The 20,555-nt window shown below is 65.4% G+C and carries 17 protein-coding genes; 6 read left to right on the plus strand and 11 right to left on the minus strand.

Annotated elements, in window-relative coordinates:
• Positions 1-82: 82 nt before the first annotated feature.
• The gene (locus CIW53_RS17205) at positions 83-496 is read left to right on the plus strand and encodes a universal stress protein (protein WP_149365951.1); all 414 of its coding nucleotides are present in this window, start codon (positions 83-85) and stop codon (positions 494-496) included.
• A 107-nt stretch (positions 497-603) separates the two neighbouring features.
• On the opposite strand, the gene CIW53_RS17210 is transcribed toward CIW53_RS17205, so the two are convergent.
• Positions 604-1,038, minus strand: coding sequence for a DUF3775 domain-containing protein (locus CIW53_RS17210; protein WP_207105469.1), 435 nt, complete (start codon positions 1,036-1,038; stop codon positions 604-606).
• A 62-nt stretch (positions 1,039-1,100) separates the two neighbouring features.
• Positions 1,101-1,775: a SagB/ThcOx family dehydrogenase gene (locus CIW53_RS17215; protein WP_149365953.1), complete on the minus strand. Its 675-nt coding sequence runs from the start codon at positions 1,773-1,775 to the stop codon at positions 1,101-1,103.
• A 283-nt stretch (positions 1,776-2,058) separates the two neighbouring features.
• On the opposite strand from CIW53_RS17215, the gene CIW53_RS17220 reads away from it, so the two are divergent.
• Entirely contained in the window at positions 2,059-3,603 is a 1,545-nt protein-coding gene (locus CIW53_RS17220; RefSeq protein WP_149365954.1) for a thymidine phosphorylase family protein, read from the plus strand.
• Positions 3,600-4,520: a ribose-phosphate diphosphokinase gene (locus tag CIW53_RS17225; protein ID WP_149365955.1), complete on the plus strand. Its 921-nt coding sequence runs from the start codon at positions 3,600-3,602 to the stop codon at positions 4,518-4,520. The genes CIW53_RS17220 and CIW53_RS17225 overlap by 4 nt, the downstream gene beginning before the upstream one ends.
• 40 nt (positions 4,521-4,560) lie before the next feature.
• On the opposite strand, the gene CIW53_RS17230 is transcribed toward CIW53_RS17225, so the two are convergent.
• From CIW53_RS17230 to CIW53_RS18130, 6 genes are all read right to left on the minus strand, one after another.
• Positions 4,561-6,675 carry an ABC transporter permease gene (locus tag CIW53_RS17230; protein WP_197736701.1) on the minus strand — a complete coding sequence of 705 codons (2,115 nt, stop codon included), beginning with the start codon at positions 6,673-6,675 and terminating at the stop codon, positions 4,561-4,563.
• Entirely contained in the window at positions 6,675-7,811 is a 1,137-nt protein-coding gene (locus CIW53_RS17235; protein ID WP_197736703.1) for an efflux RND transporter periplasmic adaptor subunit, read from the minus strand. Before CIW53_RS17235 ends, CIW53_RS17230 begins: the two co-directional genes overlap by 1 nt.
• A 270-nt stretch (positions 7,812-8,081) precedes the next feature.
• Positions 8,082-9,962 carry an ATP-dependent zinc metalloprotease FtsH gene (gene ftsH, locus CIW53_RS17240; RefSeq protein ID WP_149365956.1) on the minus strand — a complete coding sequence of 627 codons (1,881 nt, stop codon included), beginning with the start codon at positions 9,960-9,962 and terminating at the stop codon, positions 8,082-8,084.
• Positions 9,963-10,025: 63 nt separating this feature from the next.
• Complete coding sequence (locus tag CIW53_RS17755) at positions 10,026-10,475, minus strand: CBS domain-containing protein (protein WP_172969723.1); 450 nt, start codon at positions 10,473-10,475, stop codon at positions 10,026-10,028.
• Positions 10,476-10,539: 64 nt separating this feature from the next.
• Positions 10,540-10,842, minus strand: coding sequence for a hypothetical protein (locus tag CIW53_RS17760; protein WP_207105470.1), 303 nt, complete (start codon positions 10,840-10,842; stop codon positions 10,540-10,542).
• Positions 10,843-11,020: 178 nt separating this feature from the next.
• The gene (locus CIW53_RS18130; RefSeq protein ID WP_172969725.1) at positions 11,021-12,721 is read right to left on the minus strand and encodes a 1-acyl-sn-glycerol-3-phosphate acyltransferase; all 1,701 of its coding nucleotides are present in this window, start codon (positions 12,719-12,721) and stop codon (positions 11,021-11,023) included.
• A 13-nt stretch (positions 12,722-12,734) separates the two neighbouring features.
• Between CIW53_RS18130 and CIW53_RS18135 the strand changes: the two genes are divergently transcribed.
• Both CIW53_RS18135 and CIW53_RS17820 read left to right on the plus strand, forming a co-directional pair.
• A complete protein-coding gene (locus CIW53_RS18135) occupies positions 12,735-13,370 on the plus strand; it encodes a hypothetical protein (RefSeq protein ID WP_343192631.1) in 636 nt (211 codons plus the stop codon).
• 261 nt (positions 13,371-13,631) lie between these two features.
• The gene (locus tag CIW53_RS17820) at positions 13,632-13,799 is read left to right on the plus strand and encodes a hypothetical protein (RefSeq protein ID WP_207105471.1); all 168 of its coding nucleotides are present in this window, start codon (positions 13,632-13,634) and stop codon (positions 13,797-13,799) included.
• Positions 13,800-13,994: 195 nt separating this feature from the next.
• Here CIW53_RS17820 and CIW53_RS17260 read toward each other — a convergent pair whose 3' ends face one another.
• From CIW53_RS17260 to CIW53_RS17270, 3 genes are all read right to left on the minus strand, one after another.
• Entirely contained in the window at positions 13,995-14,504 is a 510-nt protein-coding gene (locus CIW53_RS17260; RefSeq protein WP_149365960.1) for a CDP-archaeol synthase, read from the minus strand.
• Positions 14,505-14,541: 37 nt separating this feature from the next.
• Positions 14,542-17,085 (minus strand): magnesium-translocating P-type ATPase, encoded by a 2,544-nt coding sequence (gene mgtA, locus CIW53_RS17265; RefSeq protein ID WP_149365961.1) that lies wholly within the window; start codon positions 17,083-17,085, stop codon positions 14,542-14,544.
• 141 nt (positions 17,086-17,226) lie between these two features.
• Complete coding sequence (locus CIW53_RS17270) at positions 17,227-18,024, minus strand: murein L,D-transpeptidase catalytic domain family protein (RefSeq protein ID WP_149365972.1); 798 nt, start codon at positions 18,022-18,024, stop codon at positions 17,227-17,229.
• A gap of 205 nt (positions 18,025-18,229) precedes the next feature.
• Here CIW53_RS17270 and CIW53_RS17275 point away from each other — a divergent pair, with 205 nt between their 5' ends.
• Positions 18,230-19,621, plus strand: coding sequence for an MBL fold metallo-hydrolase (locus CIW53_RS17275; protein ID WP_149365962.1), 1,392 nt, complete (start codon positions 18,230-18,232; stop codon positions 19,619-19,621).
• Positions 19,622-20,555: the final 934 nt, after the last annotated feature.

A 20,555-nucleotide genomic window follows, 5' to 3' on the forward strand; every position in this document is an offset into this window, starting at 1 on the left:
TGATTTTGCCAGTTTCATAGGGGCGACGAACCCGAAGGCCATTGGCGCTTTTGGGCAAACGCAGCCTACCTGGAGACAGCCTATGAAAGTCCTCCTGCCCGTGGACGGAAGTGCCGTCAACGCCCGCGCGGCCCGATACCTGGTGAAGCATTGGCCCGAGGGCGCGCAGGTGACTCTGCTCAATGTGGATGTGCCTTTGAACGAACACGTCACTGGCCATCTGGATGCGCAGAGCTTGGCCAAGTTCCGCACCGACAATGGCAACGCGGCCTTGAGGCGGGCGCGTCGGATACTGAAGGATGCAGGTCACATTCACGACGAGAAACTGCTCGTCGGCGACCCTGGTGCCGAGATCATCGACGTGGCCAAGCGAGGAAAGTACGACCTCATTGTCATGGGGTCGCATGGGCGCGGAGTATTGAAGAGCCTCTTCCTCGGCTCGGTGGTGGTCAAGGTGCTGGCGAACTCCACGGTGCCGGTCCTGGTGATTCGCTGAAAGGAAGCACCCATGTTCCATCTGCCGCCGGTACCCCATCGATGGATGGAACGGGCGCTTCGCCCGAAGCCGGGATCAGGGCTTGCCGGCATGGACGGCAGCGTCCGTCATGAGGCGTTCCCGCCTTGCTGCGGCGGCGCCAGGTCGGCCCGCTTGTCGGAAAACCCGAGTGTCGACAGGCCTTCTTCCAGGAGGCCGCTCGCCATCGACATGCCAAGCAGGTAGTCAGCCGTCCGTGCGTTGTGCGCCTCGGCGGCTTCCTGCCGAATCGCCGGCCAGTCGGATGCCGAGCAGTTGTCGCGACCAAGCCAGGTCAATGCCACCAAGTCGATTTGCTGGTCCTCCGGCAGATCATCGATAGCCGTGCGAAGCTCCTGGAGCACGGCCGCATCCTCGTATTCGTTTTCCCGCTCGCGGAGCGCGTCGACGTCCTGGGAATCCAGTGGAGCGGGGTCTTCCGCCGGTTCGGCGAGCATGTCCCTGCTGTCGTACTCACGGAGTTTCTCGATGATGAAGCAGACGGTGTCGACCGGTATCGACAATGTCGTCTCGGGCGTGTTCGCCGGTGGTTCGGCCGTAGGTTGGGTCATGTGGTTCTTCCGGTTCAGCTGGCCGGATCGGTCCAGCCTTTCGGATAGCCGACCGTCTGGACGAAGGTGATGAACTGCCTGTCATCCAGTTTCATGGCCTGTGCCAGTTTCTTCGGGTCGAACGCGCCGCGGAACACCGTGCCCAGACCTTCGGAGGCGCAAAACAGGTAGACGTTCTGTCCGATGAAGGCGGCATCGACCGAGGCGTACAATCGCTGGTCCTCGGCGACCACGTCGCGCATGCGCTCGCCGTGCGCCACGTAGACAAGTTCCACCGGAGCTTCGCTGACGAAATCCTGCAGCCCGGTCGCCGCCCGGATATCCGTAGCCAGGCAAGGCAGCAACTCATGCTGTCCCGGGGCGTAGATCCACACGCCATCGGCCATCGCCACATATATATCGATGACCATGACATGCCGCCAGTAGGGCGCCGTGCGATCGCCCGTTTCCGACCGATTGATGCCGAACGCCGCCCACAACAGTTCCGATAGCAACCTGACGGGCAGGGCACGGTTGTCGTATTCACGTGTCGAATGGCGCAATCGCAGGGCATCGATCAGCGGCAGTCCGCCATGCGTGCGTATCGGCGGCAGCACGCGGGCCTGCGATGGTGGCGATGCCGTATCCGGGGTTGCGCTTACCGCGCCGGCGGTTGTCACGCCTTTGTCGATCTTTTGCTTGAGTGCCATGGCCCTGACTCCCGTTCTCGGCCGCGCCTCGCATCAACCCACTGGGATCGTGGAAACGCAAGGGATATTTACTACCCCGTACGACCGCGCTTGTTGATGTGGCTCAATATCCCGCGTCGGGCAGTGGCGCCGCGACCGGCTCCAGGCACGGTCCGTAAGCGGCGTGATCCTTCCGGCTGCACTTGATTTGCGTCAGCGGCAGCCTCCCATTGATGAAGATCAAGTCGACCGATGCCGAACCGGCGTAAACGAAGAGCGCCACTTATTGCCGGGCCGGCCGTCCATGTCCGCTGAAACCACAGGCTTCGAAACGTTTCCCCGGCCGCGTCTCGAACCGGGCCACTTGCGCCGCCTCGGCATCGATACCGGGCATGAGCTTGTCGTCTACCTCAACCGTGATTCGCCGATCTGCCGCAGCGAGGGTTTCGGTGCGCATTCCCGCCTTGAGCTGCGCGTGGGCACGCAGCGGGTGCTGGCGACGCTGAACATCGTGCAGGACGGCTTGCTGGGCGCGGACGAGGCCGGGCTGTCCGAGTCGGCATGGCTCGCCGTGCAGCCTGGCGCCGACGAGCGCGTGATCATCGCCCATCCGCCCAGCGTGGATTCGCTGGCTTCGGTGCGGGCGAAGATCTATGGCAGGGAGCTGGATGGGTCCGCACTGCACGGGATCATCCAGGACATCGTCGGTAACCGGTATTCCTCCATCGAAATGGCCGCGTTCATCACCGCCGCCGGCGGCAATCGCCTCAGCCTCGCGGAAGTCGTCGCGCTGACCAAGGCCATGGTGCAGACCGGCGCGCAACTGCGCTGGCGGCAGCCGCTGGTGGTCGACAAGCACTGCATCGGCGGGCTCGCCGGCAACCGCACCACGCCCATCGTGGTGGCGATCGCGGCGGAACTGGGCCTCACGATACCGAAGACGTCCTCGCGTGCGATCACTTCGGCGGCGGGTACTGCCGACACCATGGCGATGCTGGCGCCCGTCGATCTGGACGAAGCGCAGATACGCCGCGTCGTGGAAACCTGCGGCGGCTGCATTGCCTGGGGCGGCGCCATGAACCTGGCTCCCGCCGACGACAGGCTGATCCGCATCGAGCGCGCACTGGACATCGACAGTGCCGGCCAGCTGGTGGCGTCCGTGCTGTCGAAGAAGATCGCTGCGGGCTCCACCCATGTGGTGATCGACGTGCCGGTCGGGCCGACCGCCAAGGTGCGCGATCACGCGGAGGCGGAGTCGCTGGCCGCGTTGCTGCAGCAGGTCGCGGCCGCGTTCGGCCTGCAGCTGCGCGTGCTGCTCAGCGACGGCAGTCAGCCGGTGGGGCGGGGCATCGGCCCCGCGTTGGAAGCGCACGACGTGCTGGCGGTGTTGCGCAACGAACCTCATGCACCACCCGACCTGCGCGCCCATGCCCTGGCTATCGCCGCCGCCGTACTGGAGCTGGCCGGCGTTGCGGATGCCGATGCATCGCTGGCGATGGCGACCGCCTGCCTGGAGACGGGCAGGGCGTGGCAGCGCTTCCAATCCATCTGCGCTGCGCAGGGTGGCATGCGCACGCCGGGGAAAGCTGCCTACCAGCAAGCTGTTCCGGCCGCGCAGCCGGGGCATGTGACGGCGATCGACAACCGCCGCCTGTCCCGCGTCGCCAAGCTGGCCGGCGCGCCTGCCGCGCCGTTGGCCGGGCTGACGCTGGATGCGCATCTCGGCGAGACGGTGGCGGCCGGGCAGGCGCTATTCACGCTCCACGCGCAAAGTCCCGGCGAGCTGGCTTACGCCATGGAATACGTCTCCCGTCACCCCTGCATCGTCTGCGTCGAGGCATCCGCATGAACACCCTCTATGCCATGCCCGGTAGCGACACCTTTGCCGAGTTGCTGTCGCTGCATACGGGCTATCAGCGCCGACAGCTGCTGCTGCACCATTTCCCGGACGGTGAGACGCTCGTGCAAATGGCGGCACCGGCCCCAGGGGGCGACGCCGTGATCGTATGCACGCTGGATCGCCCGGATGCCAAGGTACTGCCGCTGATGATGGCGGCGGCGACCGCGCGCGAACTGGGTGCCGCGCGCGTCGGCCTGGTCGCGCCTTATCTGGCCTACATGCGCCAGGACGCGCGCTTCCATCCCGGCGAAGCCATGTCCGCCAGAATTTTCGGCGACTGGCTGGGTCGCACCTTCGATTGGCTGGTCACGGTGGACCCGCACCTGCATCGCCACGCGACGCTTGCCGAGGTATATCCGCGCGCTTCGCACGTCGTGCATGCGGCAGCGCAGCTGGCCGTCTGGATCGATGCCCATGTGAGCCTGCCGCTGATCATCGGGCCGGATCGCGAAAGCACGCAGTGGGTGACCGCGGTGTCCAACCTTCTGTGCGCGCCGAGCGTGGTGGCGCGCAAGGAGCGTCATGGCGATCGCGAGGTGGAAATCTCCCTGCCGGAAATCGACAACTGGCGCGACCACACGCCGGTCCTGCTCGACGACATCGTCGCCAGCGGCGCGACCATGATCCAGACGCTGCGCTGCCTGCGCGGACGAACCTCATCACCACCCGTCTGCGTGGCCGTGCATGGCCTGTTCGCCGGTGAAGCGCTCGAAGCCATGCGGGCCGAGGGAGCCGGACTGATTGTCGCCAGCAACAGCGTCGTCACCGAAACGTCGCAGATCGATATCAGCAAGCCGGTCGCCGAGGCGATGGTCGGCCTGTGCGCGACCGGCACCGCCGCGGCAGGCAGCGCCACGCCGGCCTGAGCAGGGCCGACCGCCCCGGAAGCACCCGTGAATCTGTTGCCTACTCGTAACGCAAGGCTTCGATCGGATTGAGGCGGGCGGCTTTTCGCGCCGGGTAGTAACCGAAGAAGATGCCGACCGCCGCCGAGAACACGAAGCCGCCAAATACCGCGGCGGGAGACAACAGCGTCGGCCAGTGGGCCACGACCGAGATCAGTTCCGAAATCGTGATGCCCGCGACGATGCCGGCGCAGCCTCCGGTGACGCTGAGAAACACGGCTTCGACCAGGAACTGCAACAGCACGTGCAGGCGCCGGGCGCCCACCGCCATGCGCAGGCCGATCTCCCGTGTCCGCTCGGTGACCGACACCAGCAGGATGTTCATGATGCCGATGCCTCCGACCACCAGCGAGATGGAGGCCACGGTCGCCAGCAGCAGGGCCATGACGTGGCTGCTGCCCTCGGCGGTCTGCTGGATCTGGCTCAGGTTGCGCACGGCGAAATCGTTGATGTCGCCAGGATGGATGCGATGCCGGCGGACGAGTGTCGCGGTGACCTGGCCAAGCGCGTTCTGTACCAGCGCCTGGTTGGCCGCCTGGACATAGATCTGGTTGACGTAGCCGGTGAGACGCGGCGTGATCGCATAGGGATTCGTCGGCGGCGGGAAATAGGGATCCCCCGAGCCGGCTGTCGAATTGGGCGCAGCCACGCCCAGGACTTTGCGTTCCGCCGTGATGAACGGAATCATCAGCACGTCGTCCTGATCCTGGCCGAAGGAACTCTGACCCTTGGCGGCGAGAAGGCCGACCACGCGCACCGGTACGCCCTTGACCAGGATCATGGCGCCCACGGGGTTCTCGACGTCGTCGAACAACTGGTGGCGGACGGTCGCACCGAGCAGCGCCACCATGGCCGCACCATCCTGTTCGCCCTGGGTGAATGCGTGCCCCGCGGCGATTTTCCAATTCGCCACCGAGGGGTAATCGGCGGAAACGCCCTGGAGGCTGGTGTTCCAGTTCCTGTCGCCGTATTGGACCTGGCCAACCTGGCGGATCAGGTAAGCCACCGCGCCGACGGCGCCATCTTCGCGCCGGATCGCCATGGCATCGGACACGGTGAGCGTCGATGCGCTGCCAAAGCCGGCGCGTACGCCATTGGCCGTGACCGCGCCAGGCACGACCACCAGCATGTTCGTGCCCAGGTTCGCGATCTGTTTTCTCACCGCCTCGTTGGCGCCCTGGCCCACCGCCACCATCGCGATCAGGGCGGCCACGCCGATGAAGACGCCAAGCATGGTCAGTGCCGAGCGCAGCCGGTTGCGCCAGATCGCCTGCGCCGCTGCAGCGACGATCATCCGGGCAAAGCCGCTGCTCCATAACGTGCCACTGGCCGCGCTGCTCCTGGCGACGACATCGCGGGCGGGTAGCAGGCCGGCGGGTTCGTCCGCTCCCGCCACGCGCTCGGTGGGCCGGTCGGAGACGATCCGGCCGTCGCGCATCGTGATGACCCGATCGGTGAAGCCGGCGATGTCCGCTTCGTGCGTCACCACCACGACAGTGACGCCATGCTCGCGGTTGAGCGTCCGCAGCGTCTGCATGATCTCGTGCGAGGTGCGCGTGTCGAGGTTGCCGGTCGGCTCGTCGGCCAGCAGCAGGCCCGGCTCGTTGATCAACGCCCGCGCGATCGCCACCCGTTGCTGCTGGCCACCCGACAATTGGCCGGGACTGTTGCGTTCCCGTTCGCCCAGCCCGAGGTCATGCAGCATCTGCCGCGCGCGGGCCATGCGCTCGGCATGCCTGGCCGCTCCCGCAGCGGCATAGAACAACGGCAGGGCGACGTTCTCGACCGCGCTGGTGCGTGGCAGCAGGTTGAAACTCTGAAAGACGAAGCCGATGCGATCGCCGCGGATCTGCGCGAGCGCCGGTTCGGCGAGACCGGCGACGTCGACGCCCTCGAAGAGATAGCGCCCGCCGGTCGGCTGGTCCAGGCAGCCGAGCAGGTTCATCAACGTCGACTTGCCCGAGCCGGAAGCGCCCACGATGGCGATGAACTCGCCCCGGTTGATGTTCAGGGAAATATCGTCCAGCGCGCGCACCTCGGTGTCGCCTGTGCGATAGATCCGGCTGACATGCTGCACGGCGATGACGGACTCGGCCATGGTCGTGGTGGCGTTCATCAGGGGCTGAAACGCGGCGGCGAGCCGGCAGCCGCATGGGGTGGGCCGCGCTGCTCGCCGACAATGAGCGCGTCGCCCGGCTTCAGGTCGCCGCCCAGCACCTCGGTGAAGCTGTCGTCGTCGAGACCGGGCACGACCTGGACAGGCACAGGATGCCCGTTGACCAGCTTCCACACGCGCTGGGGCTTGCCCACGCCGCTTTCTTCGGCCGGAGCGGGCGACGCCAGGTTGCCGGGTACGAAGCGCAGCGCCTGGTCGGGGACGCGCAGCACATGCGTTCGCGCATCGGTGATGATGCGCACCGTCGCCGTCATGCCGGGCTTGAGCAGCAGCGCGGTGTTGTCGGTGCCGAGCACCACATCGTAGGTGACGACGTTCTGCACCGTTTGCGGTGCCTGCCGCACCTGCACCACCACCGCCGCGAACGTCCGGTCCGGAAAACTTTCCACGCTGAAGCTGGCCTTGTTGCCTTCCCTGATCGAGCTGATATCGCTTTCGCTGACATTGGCATCGACCTGCATCCGCGTCAGGTCGGTCGCGATCAGGAACAGGGTCGGCGTCTGGAAGCTCGCCGCCACGGTCTGGCCGATGGTGACGTTGCGGGAGACCACCGTGCCGTCGACGGGGGAGGTGATGTCGGTATAGCCGAGATTGATTTCGACGGTATGCAGCGACGCTTCGCGGGCGGCGATCGCTGCCCGATCCAGGGTGACCTGCGCGTTGGCCTCGTCGAGCGCGCTGCGCGCCGCGTCCAGGGCGTCCTTCGAGATGTAACCGAGCTTCACCAGCGAGGTGTTGCGCGTGTAAGTGACGTTCGCGTAGGTCCGCGCGGCCTGGTCCTTGATCAGCTGCGCCCTGGCATTGGCCAGCTCGGCACGGGCCGTATCCACGGCGGCCTGGTACGGGCGGGGATCGATCTTCGCGCAGACCTGGCCTTTCCTCACTCGTGTGTTGAAATCGCAATGGAGCTCGCGGATGACACCGGAGACATACGAGCCGACGATGATGGTCAGGACCGGATTGACGCTGCCCGTGGCGGTGACGGCCCGGGTGACCGGACCCGTCGTGACGGGCATGGTGACGTAACTCGCGGCGGGCGATGGCGGGAGCATCCGGTAGGCGATGCCGGCAGCCAATGCGAGCAACGCGCACGCCGCTGCCACGAGCCAGCGCCGTCGATATTTCGACGGTGGCGCGCTCGACGAGGGCGCATTGGCCAGCGTGCCTCGACCCGCGGGCTCGCTGGGGGGATCGCTGTCCATGGTGTTGCCCGATCTCCACGACTGGAGATGCAACATTTCTCCTTCAGCCGCATGGCGTTGTTGATCTGCATCAGCTGGGCGCCGTTCTCGTATCGGGACCATTTCGCCAAGTCACCCAACGGTCGATGGGAATTCACATGATGGTCATGGCGCCATGCTGCTTGCTTCGATACCGGTCGCGTTGTCGCTGGAAGTCTTTGTCCTCGATGCGTCCTCGACGATTTTCGCCAGGCGCTCGCCGGAAATGGTTTCGTCATGCATCAGCGCGTCGGCGGCGTTTTCGAGCGCGACTCGTTCCCTGATGAGGATGGCGCGTGCCTTCAGGAAGGCCGTGTCGATCAAGTCGCGCACGGCCTTGTCGATGGCGGTGGCCGTCTGTTCGCCGTACGTGCGCGGTACCCACGTATCGGCTGGCGTACCGAGCAGGGTCGGCGTGTTGTTGCCATAGCTGACCTGACCCAACTCCGGCACCATGCCGTACAGAAGCACCATGCTGCGTGCGATCGCGGTCGCCTTGGCGAGGTCGTCGGCGGCACCGGTGGAAATCTCGCCAAGCGCCAGCGACTCGGCCGCCCGCCCGCCCAGCAGCACCGTCATCTTGTCGGCCAGTTCGGCGCGCGACATCAGGAAGCGGTCCTCGGTGGGCCGTTGAATGGTGTAGCCCAGTGCGGTGACGCCGCGCGGGACGATCGACACCTTCTGCACCTTCGCGCCGGGCAGGGCAAGCGCGACCAGCGCATGGCCCAGTTCATGGTAGGCCACGGCGCGGCGCTCGGTGGCATTCAACACCCGGCTCTTTTTCTCCAGGCCCGCGAGGATGCGCTCGATCGCCTCGGTCAGGTCGCGGTTCTGGACCGATTCGGCGCCGCGTCGCGTGGCCAGCAAGGCCGCCTCGTTGACCAGGTTGGCCAGGTCGGCGCCGGTGAAACCGATGGTGAGCGCGGCGATATCGGCCAGTTCCACCGCCGGATCGAGCTTCACCTTGCGCGCGTGGATGCCGAGTATCGCCATGCGGCCGGATTTGTCCGGGCGGTCGACCAGGATCTGGCGATCGAAGCGCCCGGCCCTGAGCAGGGCAGGGTCGAGGATTTCCGGCCGATTGGTGGCAGCCAGCAGCACCACGCCGCTGCTGGCGTCGAAGCCGTCGAGTTCGGCCAGCAGTTGGTTGAGGGTCTGCTCTTTTTCGTCCTGGCCGCCGCTGATCGGCGCGGCGCCGCGCGCACGCCCCAGTGCGTCCAGCTCGTCGATGAAAATGATGCAGGGCGCCCGTGCGCGTGCCTGCTCGAACAGGTCGCGTACGCGCGCGGCGCCGACGCCGACGAACAGCTCCACGAATTCCGATCCGCTGATGGAAAAGAACGGCACCCCTGCTTCACCTGCGACGGCACGCGCCAGCAGGGTCTTGCCGGTGCCGGGCGGTCCGACCAGCAGGATGCCCTTGGGGATGTGTGCGCCCAGCCGTCCGTAATCCTGCGGATTCTTGAGGAACAGGATGACTTCCTTGAGCTCTTCCTTCGCTTCGTCCACGCCAGCCACGTCGGCGAAGCTCGTATGGATCGAACGCTCCACGAAGATCTTGGCCTTGTTGCGCCCGACTGCCAACATGCCGTGCTCGCCGCGGCCTTCCAGGACACGTCGCGACAAAAACATCCACAGCAGGACGATGCCGACAAAAGGAAGTATCCACCTCAGGATGTTTTCGAGCGGCCCCGGCGGTGTTTCCTGATGAAAGCTCACCCTGGCGGCGGCCAGCTCCCGGGCGATATCCGGGGCGACGCGCACCGTGCTGAAGTAGCGCGTCCGGCCGTTCTTGTCGGGCGTGCGGTAGCTTCCCTCCAGGGACGTATCCGTCACCGTGACATCCGCGACCTCACCTGCCTTCAGCGCACTCTCGAACTGGCTGTAGGAAATACCCTGAACCTGGTTGCGCGTGGCAACGTAATTCTCGACGCCGATGGCTGCCACCACCAACGGCAGCGCGTACCAGATCCATTTCCCGTAGAGCGGCGGAGGTTTCGTTGCCATGGTCAGATCACCGGGTACAAAGGCATATGCGGTCGCGGCGATGCATGGTGACGACTGCCATCCCTAGACGCGCAGTTCGTGCTCCCGGGTCTGCTCATCCGTGATGGCCGCATTCATTTCGTGCAGGAGCACGCCCAGGGCCAGATAGACATCGTCTGCGGTCACCATGCCTGCCAGCACGTCGTGCGCGTTGACCATCGGCAATCGGCGGATCGCCTTCGTGCGCATGACGGAGATGATCTCGAGCAGATGGTGATCCTCGCCGCAGGTCAGTGCGGGAGCAGTCATGATGTCGCCGACGGTAAGCGTGGCTGCCGGGACGTCGGCGGCGACGACGCTCATCACGATGTCCCGGTCGGTCACGATGCCGACCGGGATGCGTTCGCTGGCGTGTTGTTTGATGACCACCAGTGCGCCTGCGTGGCTCTTGCGCATGAGTTTGGCCGCGTCTGTTACCGATGCGCTTGCATGGATGCAGACCACATCGAGAGTGCAAATATCGGATGCGCGCATGTCTGTTTGCTCCCTCGCTGATCCGTCGGCGACCTTGTTCGAAAGGGCGCTGCCGAACGGGTGTCTAGAATCGCTCCACAAACTCAGCCGAAGCGTCCAGCAAGATGGCGGCGCCGGCGGCGAACGTGCGGATCCGGCTGGCGGCGCCGGCATCGACGACCTCAACTTCGAGGTTGCAGATGGCTGGTATCGGCTTCGGGGCGCCGTCGACACTTTCCAATGCGCTGCAAGCGCAGTGGCCATCGGCCACGGGCAGTGATTCGATGCATTCGACTCCCGCCATGCCGTGCAGCAGGTTCATCAGCGTTTCGGTGCGTCCTTCGTCGCCGAGCAGGCGGATTCGTACGGTATTCATGGCGTCTCGCATGCAGTGGATTGACCTTGGCTCATTTGGCGACCCGCAACGGGCGCGGATATTGATGGAGATCAAATTGATCAAAGTCTTTGGCCGTTGAGCGAACCATCGCGCGCAGGATCCCTGACCTCGACCAGCTTGCCGACGGTTGCTTCCTTCCAGGCTTGGGGGAAGGGGAGCGAAACATCGCTCATGCGGCGGTGGGGATCTCCGGACGCACCTCGCCTGCGTCGGGTTCGCCGCAATGCTCGAGGATGGACGTGCGGGTTGCGTCCGCCAGCCGCAACGCTTCGTTCCAGGGATCGGCCGCCTTGTCGGGGTATGCCGCCGCGGCGATCGTGACGGTGACGGCGCCCGGCTGCGGCAGCCATTCGTCGTCGCGAAGGATGCTGCGCGTTCCCTTCAAGGCTACGGGCACGACGGGCATGCCCGCTTCAACGGCCGCGACAAACGCGCCCAGGCGGAAGTGCACCAGGCCCGGCATGTGCCTGAAGGTGCCTTCCGGAAAGAACAGCACATCGCGGGTGCTGGCTCGCACCTGCTGCACGGCCTGCGCATGCGGGTCGGATCGCGCCACGAACATTACGCCGAGACGCTTCAATGCCCAGCCCAGCACCGGCTGCGTGGCCAATTCCTGTTTCACCATGAACGTCACCGGCCTTGGCAGGGCGCTCATCAACGCCAGCGCATCGACATAGCTGGCGTGGTTGCAGACGAAGACGCAAGGGCGATTGGGCGGCGCTTCGAGCTGGTTCACCCGGATCCGGATGCCGGTCGCCGCGGCCAGCATCCGCAGCAGCTGGCGCAACACGCTCCAACGCCTTGCATGAGACAAGGGCAACGCCATGCAAAGCAGTGCCGGGACGGCCGCGATGCCGAGAACGAGCCACGCATACGCCGCGTAGGCCAGCGTGCCGGCACGACGGGCCGCGCGCAGCAGCCGATCGCGCTGGGAGCGGGCCGCGACGGTCAACAGACGCCACCGGTCGGGCGTATCCAGGCGGCCGGTTTCGAACGCGGACCGGCATGCCGAACGACGCAATTTCCCGCTCGACGTTTTCAATATCGTACCGGGCGACGCCAGCACGACGTCGTCGGCCGGCGCCCCCGCGCACGCCTGCACTGCCGCATTGACGGCCTCCTGCAGTGCCTGGCGTTGCGCCGGATCCGTCGCGCGGGTTTCGGCAACGACGACCAGGCGTTCGGTGCCCTGGCTGTGGGTGCCGAACGCCGCCACGCGGCCGCGCCGTATGCCCGGCACTTCGCCAACCGCCTGCTCGATGCCTTGCGGATGCAGATGCTGGCCGGCGCGAATGATCACGTCCTTCACGCGACCGGTGAGATACAGCTCGCCTTCCGAAAGAAAGCCCAGATCACCGGTATCCCGCCAAGCGCCGTGGAGAAGCTGCCGGGTAAGCGATGGGTTGCGGAAATAGCCGGCGGTGGCCGAAGGGCCTTGAAACTGGATGCGTCCTTGCCGGCCATCGGGCAAGGCATGGTCGTATTCGTCGACGATGCGCAGCTCGTGCTCGGGCAAGGGCGCTCCACAGGACACGAATCGCAGCGATGGCTCGCCGGGGTCGTCCGTGGCGACGGCGTCGCCGTGGCGAAGGAAGCGATCCTGCCGAATGCGCAGCACGCGGACGCCGCGCCCGGGCGGCGGGAAGGTGAGGCCCAGGCTGTTCTCGGCCAGGCCGTACACCGGAAGCAGCGCGCCCGGCGACAGGCCGAAGCGGTCGAAGCGGGCGATGAAACGCTCCATGGTTTCCGGAAACACCGGCTCCGCGCCGCAAAAGCAGATGCGCAGGCAGCGGAGGTCCAACTCCCCGAGCGTGTCTTCGTCGACCCGGTGCAGGCACAGTTCGCAAGCGAAGTTCGGTGCCGCCGACAAGGTGGCCCGGTAGGTGGATGGCGCGCAGCCATTGCTCGGGATGCAGCAGGAACGACTGCGGCGGCATCAGGATCAGCGGGATGCCGAAATACAGGCTGCCCAGCCACGCACCGATCAGGCCCATGTCGTGGTAAAGCGGCAGCCAGCTGACGAAGGTGTCCGTTGCCGATGCGCCGACCAGACGGCCCATGATGCGGATATTGGCGAGCAGGTTGTCATGGGTGAGCATCACGCCTTTCGGGTCGGCGGTGCTGCCCGAGGTGTACTGCAACAGGGCCAGTTCGTTGCCACGATGCGGTACCGGTTCGGGTTGCCCATGCGCCTCCCGCAACGAGGCGACCGTCAGCAGGCGTCCCACGCTGCCGGCGAGCGCGCCGATCGCGTGACGATGTTCGAAAAGGGCGGGCGCGACCAGCATCAGGCGCGCACCGCAGTTACGCAGGATGCCGGTCTGGCGCCGCCAGTATTCGCCGAGTTCGCTGGGTCGGAGCGGCGGATACAACGGCACCGGCACGCCACCGGCCAGCATGACCCCGAAGAAGGCGATCAGCAGATCGGGATGGGTCGGAAACATCAAGGCCACCGGGTCGCCGGCGCGCAAGCCGGCTTGCTGCAACCCGCAGGCCGTTTCGTTCGCTGCGGCATATAGCTCGGCGTAACTGAGCTCGACGCCGTCGCCATCGCCGCCGGCAAAATGCACATGCATCCGGTCCAGATGTCGCCGGGCATGCCATGCCAGTACCTCCGGGAGCGTGCTGGCGCCATCGGGCGTTGCAAGAGGCTCCTGCCGCGCCGATGCCAGCGCGGTGTCCACGTCGATGGAAGCCGTCCGGGCGGATGAGGCGGCAAGAGCACGCAACAGATCGGCGGGTGTCTGCGCCTCCATGGCAAGTCGTTCGGGGATCGAGACGTGCAGACGCTTTTCCAGGCGCGCAAGCAATTCCATGCGCGAGAGGCTGTCCAGGCCCAGGTCGCGGTCCAGCCGCGCGTCGATCCTCACGACAGGCGGGTGCGTTTCCTGCGGGCGCAATTCATGCAGCAGCCCGGCGATCTCTTCGGACACGACATGGCTTGGTGAAAGCGGCGCATCGATCATCGCGACCTCGACGAGGAGACCGAGCGCTGCAGGAGCGCTCGCAGGCCACGGCCTATGAATAGGGCGCCGGGCCGATCTTCGTATTGACCTGGCTCAACTGCCCGGTCCGGACAGGCCTGCCTTGCGCGAAGGAGCAGGGCGGATACGCAACCCCGGTCGATCCGGCACAACCCAGTGCTACCAGGGGCTGTCCTTGACGCCCAGGCGATAGGAGAGCTGGTTTACGGCCATATCCCCCACGAAGGTCATGGCGGCGATGGCTGCCACATCCGTTGCACCAAGGCCGGCACAGGTCCCGGTCAGGGCCAGTGCGCCAGCCACGAAGTCGAGTTGATCGAAGGGAATCCAGCGCGTACCCGGACGGATGTGCAATATGCGCTTGACCAGGCTCTTCAGCACATCCCCAAGCATCGCGCCGCCGCCCTGGCCGAGGCCAAGCAGCAGCCAATGCCGATAGTCGACCAGCAACCACGGTGCGTGGATCCGGGATTGCATTCCGGTCACCAGCACTCCCGTGGCAACTCCGGCCAGCACGCCGAGCACGGTCTTGTGGCTGCCGAGAAGGCGCTCGTGGACAGGTCGATTCCAGCCACGCCAATAGCGGGTGAAGGGCGGCGCCATGTTGGCGCAGTAAGCGGGGAGCATGAAATAGGCGAGTTGCAGCAGGCGGGCCCATGGGTCACTCATGAAACCGTGCTCCTGGTCTGTTCACCGTGTTGTCCCGCTACGCAGGCGAGGCTTCGTCGGCGGGGCGCATGAACCGCCGCTTGGCCATTTCGACCAGCAGCAGGTAAGTCACCGTTGCCGCGATCAGGAACATGAAGAAGGCAGGCGGCAGCAGCACGAAGCCCAGATCGGTCGCCAGCGGCGTCGCGGGAAGAATCACGCCGAAGGCTATGGCCAGCAGTACGCTGACGATCAATGCCTTGCTTGGGCGGCTTCGCAACGGATTGCCCGCCGTGCGGATGACGAACAGCACGAGCGTCTGGGTGGCGAGCGACTCGATGAACCAGCCGGTGTGAAATGCCGCTTCCGACGCATGCAGCCAGTGGAGCAGGACGTAGAAAGTCAGGAAGTCGTAGAGCGAACTGATCGGCCCGATACCGAGCATGAAGCGCCGGATGAGGGCGACACTCCAGCGTCGTGGCCGGCGCAGTTGTGCGCTGTCGACGTTATCCGTCGGAATGGTGGTCTGCGCCATGTCGTACAGGAAATTGTTCAGCAGGATCTGCGTCGGCAGCATCGGCAGGAATGGCAGGAACAGGGCGCCCGCCGCCATGCTGAACATGTTGCCGAAGTTCGAACTCGTGCCCATCAGCAGGTACTTCATGACATTCGTGAACGCTCTTCGCCCTTCGATGACGCCGGCATGCAGTGCCTTCAGGTCGCGCTCGCGCAGCACGATATCCGCAGCCTCCCTGGCGACGTCCGCGGCGCTGGCGACTGAAATGCCGACATCCGCGGCGTGCAGCGATGGTGCATCGTTGATGCCGTCCCCCAGAAAACCGACCACGCAATTGCGCGCCTTGAGTGCCAGCACGATGCGGTGCTTGTGCGCCGGATTGACTCTCGCGAAGATGCTGGTCCGCTCGGCCAGGATGCCGAGTGCGGTTTCCCCAAGGCCCTCGATCTCCGCGCCAGTGACCAACCGGCTGACGTCGATGCCGACCTGCGCGCAGACGTGACGCGCCACGCGCTCGTTGTCTCCGGTCAGGATCTTCACTGTTATGCCGTCATCGGCCAGCGCGCGCAAACATTCGGCTACGCCGGGGATCACCGGGTCGGCGAACAGCACGAACCCGGCCAGCGTCAGACTGGCCTCGTCGCTGGTGGTATAGCGCTCCTGCGATGGAACGTTGCGATAGGCAACGGCAAGCACGCGCATCCCCTGTTCGCCAAATGCCTCGTGGGTGCGCGTGCAGCGTTCCATCGCTGCGGAGTCGAGCTGCTGTACAAGACCATCCGCCTCATATTGCGTGCATCCGGCGATTACCGACTCCGGCGCGCCCTTGACGATCAGCAGGCGCTCGTCGTTGCGCTCGACGACCACGGACAGCCGACGCCGCTCGAAATCGAACGGGATCTCGTCCAGCTTGCGGTACTCGTCCACCGCAAGTGTCTGGTAGTTCAGTATCGCCGCGTCAAGCGGGCTGCGGATGCCGGTCTCGAGCGAGGCGTTCAGATAAGCCAGCAGGTGCGGTCGTTCGGAGGCGGTGCCGAACGGATCGACCGACGCGGCCAGCGAGGTCTCGCTGCTGGTCAGCGTGCCGGTCTTGTCGCTCAGCAGCACCGTCATGCTGCCGAAGTCCTCGATGGCGGCGAGATGCTTGACGATGACCCGCTGGCGCGCCATGCGCACGGCCCCGCGCGCCAGGGTGACCGTGGTGATCATCGGCATGAACTCGGGCGTGAGGCCGACGGCCAGGGCCAGCGCGAACAACATGGTCTGCAGCGGTGGCCGATGCATGGCGATGCCGATCAGCAGCACGGCGAGCAGCAGGAACACCATCGTGTACATGATCAGCCGGGAAAAACCGCTCAGCCCGCGCTCGAATTCAGTAGGCGGCGGACGCTCGGCCAATGCTTCGGCAACGTCGCCAAAGGCCGTCTGGCGGCCGGTGGCAAAGACGAGCGCGGTTGCCGTGCCGGCAACCACTGACGTACCGAGAAAAACCAGGTGCCGCGCATCGGCGCTTCGATCCCCGCCCTCTGGCCCGACGGCCACCTCCTTGTCGACGGGCATCGACTCGCCAGTGAGCGCGGCTTGCAGCACATGCAGGTCGCGTGCCGCGATCAGGCGCGCATCGGCGGGCACCCGATCGCCCGCCGCCAGCCGGATCAGGTCGCCTGGCACCAGGTCACGGCGGGGACGCTCCTGCCAGCGCCCGTCGCGGCAGACGGTGGCCATCGGTGCGATCTCGTCGCGCAGGCGGTCGGCTGCCCGCTGGGAGCGGTAACTCAGCGCGAAATTGAGGCTGACACTGAGAATCACCATGGCCGCGATGATGGTGGCGCCGACGATGTCACCGAGGAATCCGGAGACGCCGGCCGCGAGCAGCAAGATGACTACCAGTGGATTGGTGAACAGCAGGAGGAGGGCCGCAATGGGGCCGCCATGGCCAACGGCACGTGCTTCGTTCGGCCCATACCGCGCCCGTCGATCTTGAGCTTCGTGTTCCGACAAGCCTGCAGGCACGCCGGACGGAACTTCTGCCGGGCTACCGGTAGAAATTCGCGCAGGAGCAACGGGCATGTCGACGTCATGCATGGCGCCCGCAACGCTAAGGACAGCGCGGTGCCGGCATATTGATGTTCATCAATACAAAGGCGATTGCGACAGGCAGGCCAGCGTGAGCAGCACACTCAACACCGCGCGTCGCCTGAGTGACCGCCGCTGATCTGCCCAGAACTATGCCTTGCCCACCGGCCCCGTGACGGCCGCCAAGGGGTGTCGTGCGGCGGCGCACTTGAGCAGGGCCGAATGTGCCAGCCATGCTTGATCGGGGTAGTAGGAAAACACGAACTGACCGTTCTTCATCACGTCGATGATCGGCTTGGCCACCGCGGTGCGCAGCGCCGGACAGCCCCAGCTTCGCCCGAGTCGGTGCATGCCCCTGTCGAGCGTCGGGTTCACATAGGCGGCACCGTGCATCACGATCGCCCGCGCCATGGCCGCATCATTGAAGCCTTGCTCCAGACCCTGCATGCGCAACGAATAACCGTTGTGGCCGATGTACGTATCGCGGGTCACGAACAAGCCCAGGCTCGAGGCATGGCTGCCGTCGTCGTTGGAGAAGCGCGTGGGCATATCGCCTCCCGAGCCTTGGCCGTGTGCGACCACCTCGCGATAGAGCAGACGCTGGCTGGCGAGGTCGAATACCCACAGTCGCGGCTGCAGCGAGGAGCGGCTGTAATCGATCACTGCCAGCCGTTGAGCACCCACGCCAGCGCCGTCAGCTCGAGCGCAGCTCACGGCGGATAACGCCAGACCCAGCACCTTCGGATCCACGCCAGGCGCCTGCCGGAGCAACCGATTGGCCAGGGTGGGATGCGACGTACCGCCAGGCTTTTCGGGTGGCAGTGCTGGAGAAGCAGCCACCCGTATCGATGCAATGTTGCTGGCCCGGGACGGCCCATGGCTGTGGCCGCCGGAAGCGGCGACGGGCAAGCCGAGTATCGCAATAAGCGCCAAGTATCTGGAATTCATCAACTTAGCGTAGACGATGCGAGCTGAATCGATTGCCGCCAGCGACTGCCGATCCCGTGACAAAAGGGTGACCACCGTAACGCGCGCCGGATCTGCATCATTAGTGTCGTGCCGGATTGACACCGATCAACTCGGCCTCGGTGTGCTCCATGCATAGTTCAAACATGCATACGTTCCACTGGCCCAACGACAGGCGAAGCGACGCATGATGATCTACAGCTGCCACGGCGCCGCCAAGCAGGTCACTGGCTCCTGCCATCTGGTCACCTGCAACGATCGGCGTGTGCTGATCGACTGCGGCATGTTCCAGGGCAGCGAAGAAACCGAACGGGCGAACGCCGAGCCGTTCGGTTTCGATCCAGCCAGCATCGACATGCTGCTGTTGACCCACGCCCATCTCGACCATTGCGGGCGGATTCCGTTGCTGGTCCGACGAGGTTTTCGTGGCCGCATCCTCGCCACCGCCGCCACCCGTGAGCTGACGCGGGTGGTGCTGCTCGATTCGGCGGGCATCCAGGAGGAGGACGCCCGCCGGGCGCAGCGCAGCAACCGCCAGGGGAGGTCGGTCGCGCCGCCGTTGTACACGCTGGACGACGCCCTGCATGCACTGGATTTCTTCGGCGCCGATGTCAGTTATGACGAGACCGTGCAGGTCGTCGACGGCATCCGTGCACGCTTCCTCGACGCGGGCCATATCCTCGGCTCGGCCTCGATCATGCTCGAACTGGATGACGGCAAGCAGCAGCGCCGCATGCTGTTCTCCGGCGACCTGGGCAATCCGGGCCGTCCCATCCTGCGCGATTCGACACCGGCGCCAGCCGCCGACTATGTGGTGATGGAAAGCACCTACGGCGATCGCCCGCACCGCTCGGTGCCCGACTCGATCAGGGAGATGTACCAGGCGATCCGCGATACCGCGACGCGTCGCGGCAACGTGGTGATCCCCACGTTTGCGCTGGAACGCACCCAGGAAATTCTCTACTACCTGCACCGCGGCATTCGCGACGGTACGATCCCGCCGCATGTGCAGGTGTTTCTCGACTCGCCGATGGCGATCTCCGCCACCGAGATATTCCGTCGTCACCCGGAATGCTTCGACAAGGATTTCCTGGACGAGCTGCAGCACGGTGACCCGTTCGCCATGCCCGGCTTGCATTTCACCCGCGAAACCGGCGAGTCGATGGCGATCAACAATGTCGACGGCGGTGCGATCATCCTGGCTGGCTCGGGCATGTGCAATGGCGGGCGCGTGCGCCACCACCTGAAGCACAACCTGTGGCGCGAACGCAGCAGCGTGGTCTTCGTCGGCTATGCCGCCGAGGGCACCCTGGCGCGGCGGATCATCGACGGCGCACCATCCGTACGCGTGTTCAACGAGGAGATCACGGTACGCGCGCAGATCTGGACGATCAACGGCTTCTCCGCCCATGCCGACCAGCCGTCGCTGCTGGCCTGGCTGGGCGATGCGCCACGACGCAAGGTCTTGCTGGTGCACGGCGAGTACAGCGGCGGCATGCGGGTGATGGAGCAAGTACTGACTTCGCGCGGTGTCACCTGCCAGCTGCCCGGCCTGCACGAGCCAATCAAGCTCGACTGAGCCACTCCCGCAGCATGTTTCGCAAAGTCGTTGTCGCGCACTCGCCGACCAGCGAGACATGTCGTACTCGGACAGGCACCAACGCACCGCCTTGAGCACGCACGCGCAAAGCCAGCCGGGGGTTCGTCGCCGTGGATTTCGCGTGCACTTACCGCTGTTATGATCCCCGGACAGGAACGGGGGTTCTATGGACAGTAGTGTTATTCGCGGGTTTCTCGTCGGTCTTTTCGTTGTTGCACTGACAGGGTGTGCGGACAGCGATCGACTGGGGGCGGACGGCAAGCCTCAAGCGGCCGGCGCTCAGGAAGTGAGACAGGCCGTCAGGGCTTACACGTCATCAGCACCAGTGCGCCGCGTTGGTCAGTATTCGCAGGCCGTCGCGCAGGGTTTGTTCGATCCTATGCTTGAGGGCGCCAACCAACGTGCGGCAGTGTCCAGGGCGGCAGCGCATCACATGAGTCCGGCCAGACCGTTGGCTGACGATGAGCGTTGTGTCGGATCTTCGATCGTTCGCGTGGCCATCGTCGGCAAGGTGCCTACGTACACTCAGGTTTTGCAGGGTGGACGGCCGATCTACTGTGCTGGCGGGACGTACTAGCGCACCAGGTGCAGGCGCGGCCGGGATTCCGCCGCATGCTGCAGGCGCCGCGAGCAGTTGCGTGATCTCACGTACCGAGACGGTGAAGCCGGCAGGGCTGTGCAGCTCTCGCCGGATTTCATCGGATCCTGCACATCCAACTGTGGGACTGAGGGTCGAAGCCATGCGCGTGCCAATTTCGCGGAACCATTGCGGATAATTTGACATAATATACATTATGCGAAATTGAAGAAGGCCCGGCGCCGCCTCTGGCTGATCTCTCCGGAAGGCTTCCGCGAGCTGCGCCACGGTTGCCTGCTGAGCCGCAAAGCGTGCGCCGCGTACCTCGGCGTCTGC

Source organism: Rhodanobacter sp. T12-5 (assembly GCF_008329435.1).
In the GTDB taxonomy this organism is placed as follows: domain Bacteria; phylum Pseudomonadota; class Gammaproteobacteria; order Xanthomonadales; family Rhodanobacteraceae; genus Rhodanobacter.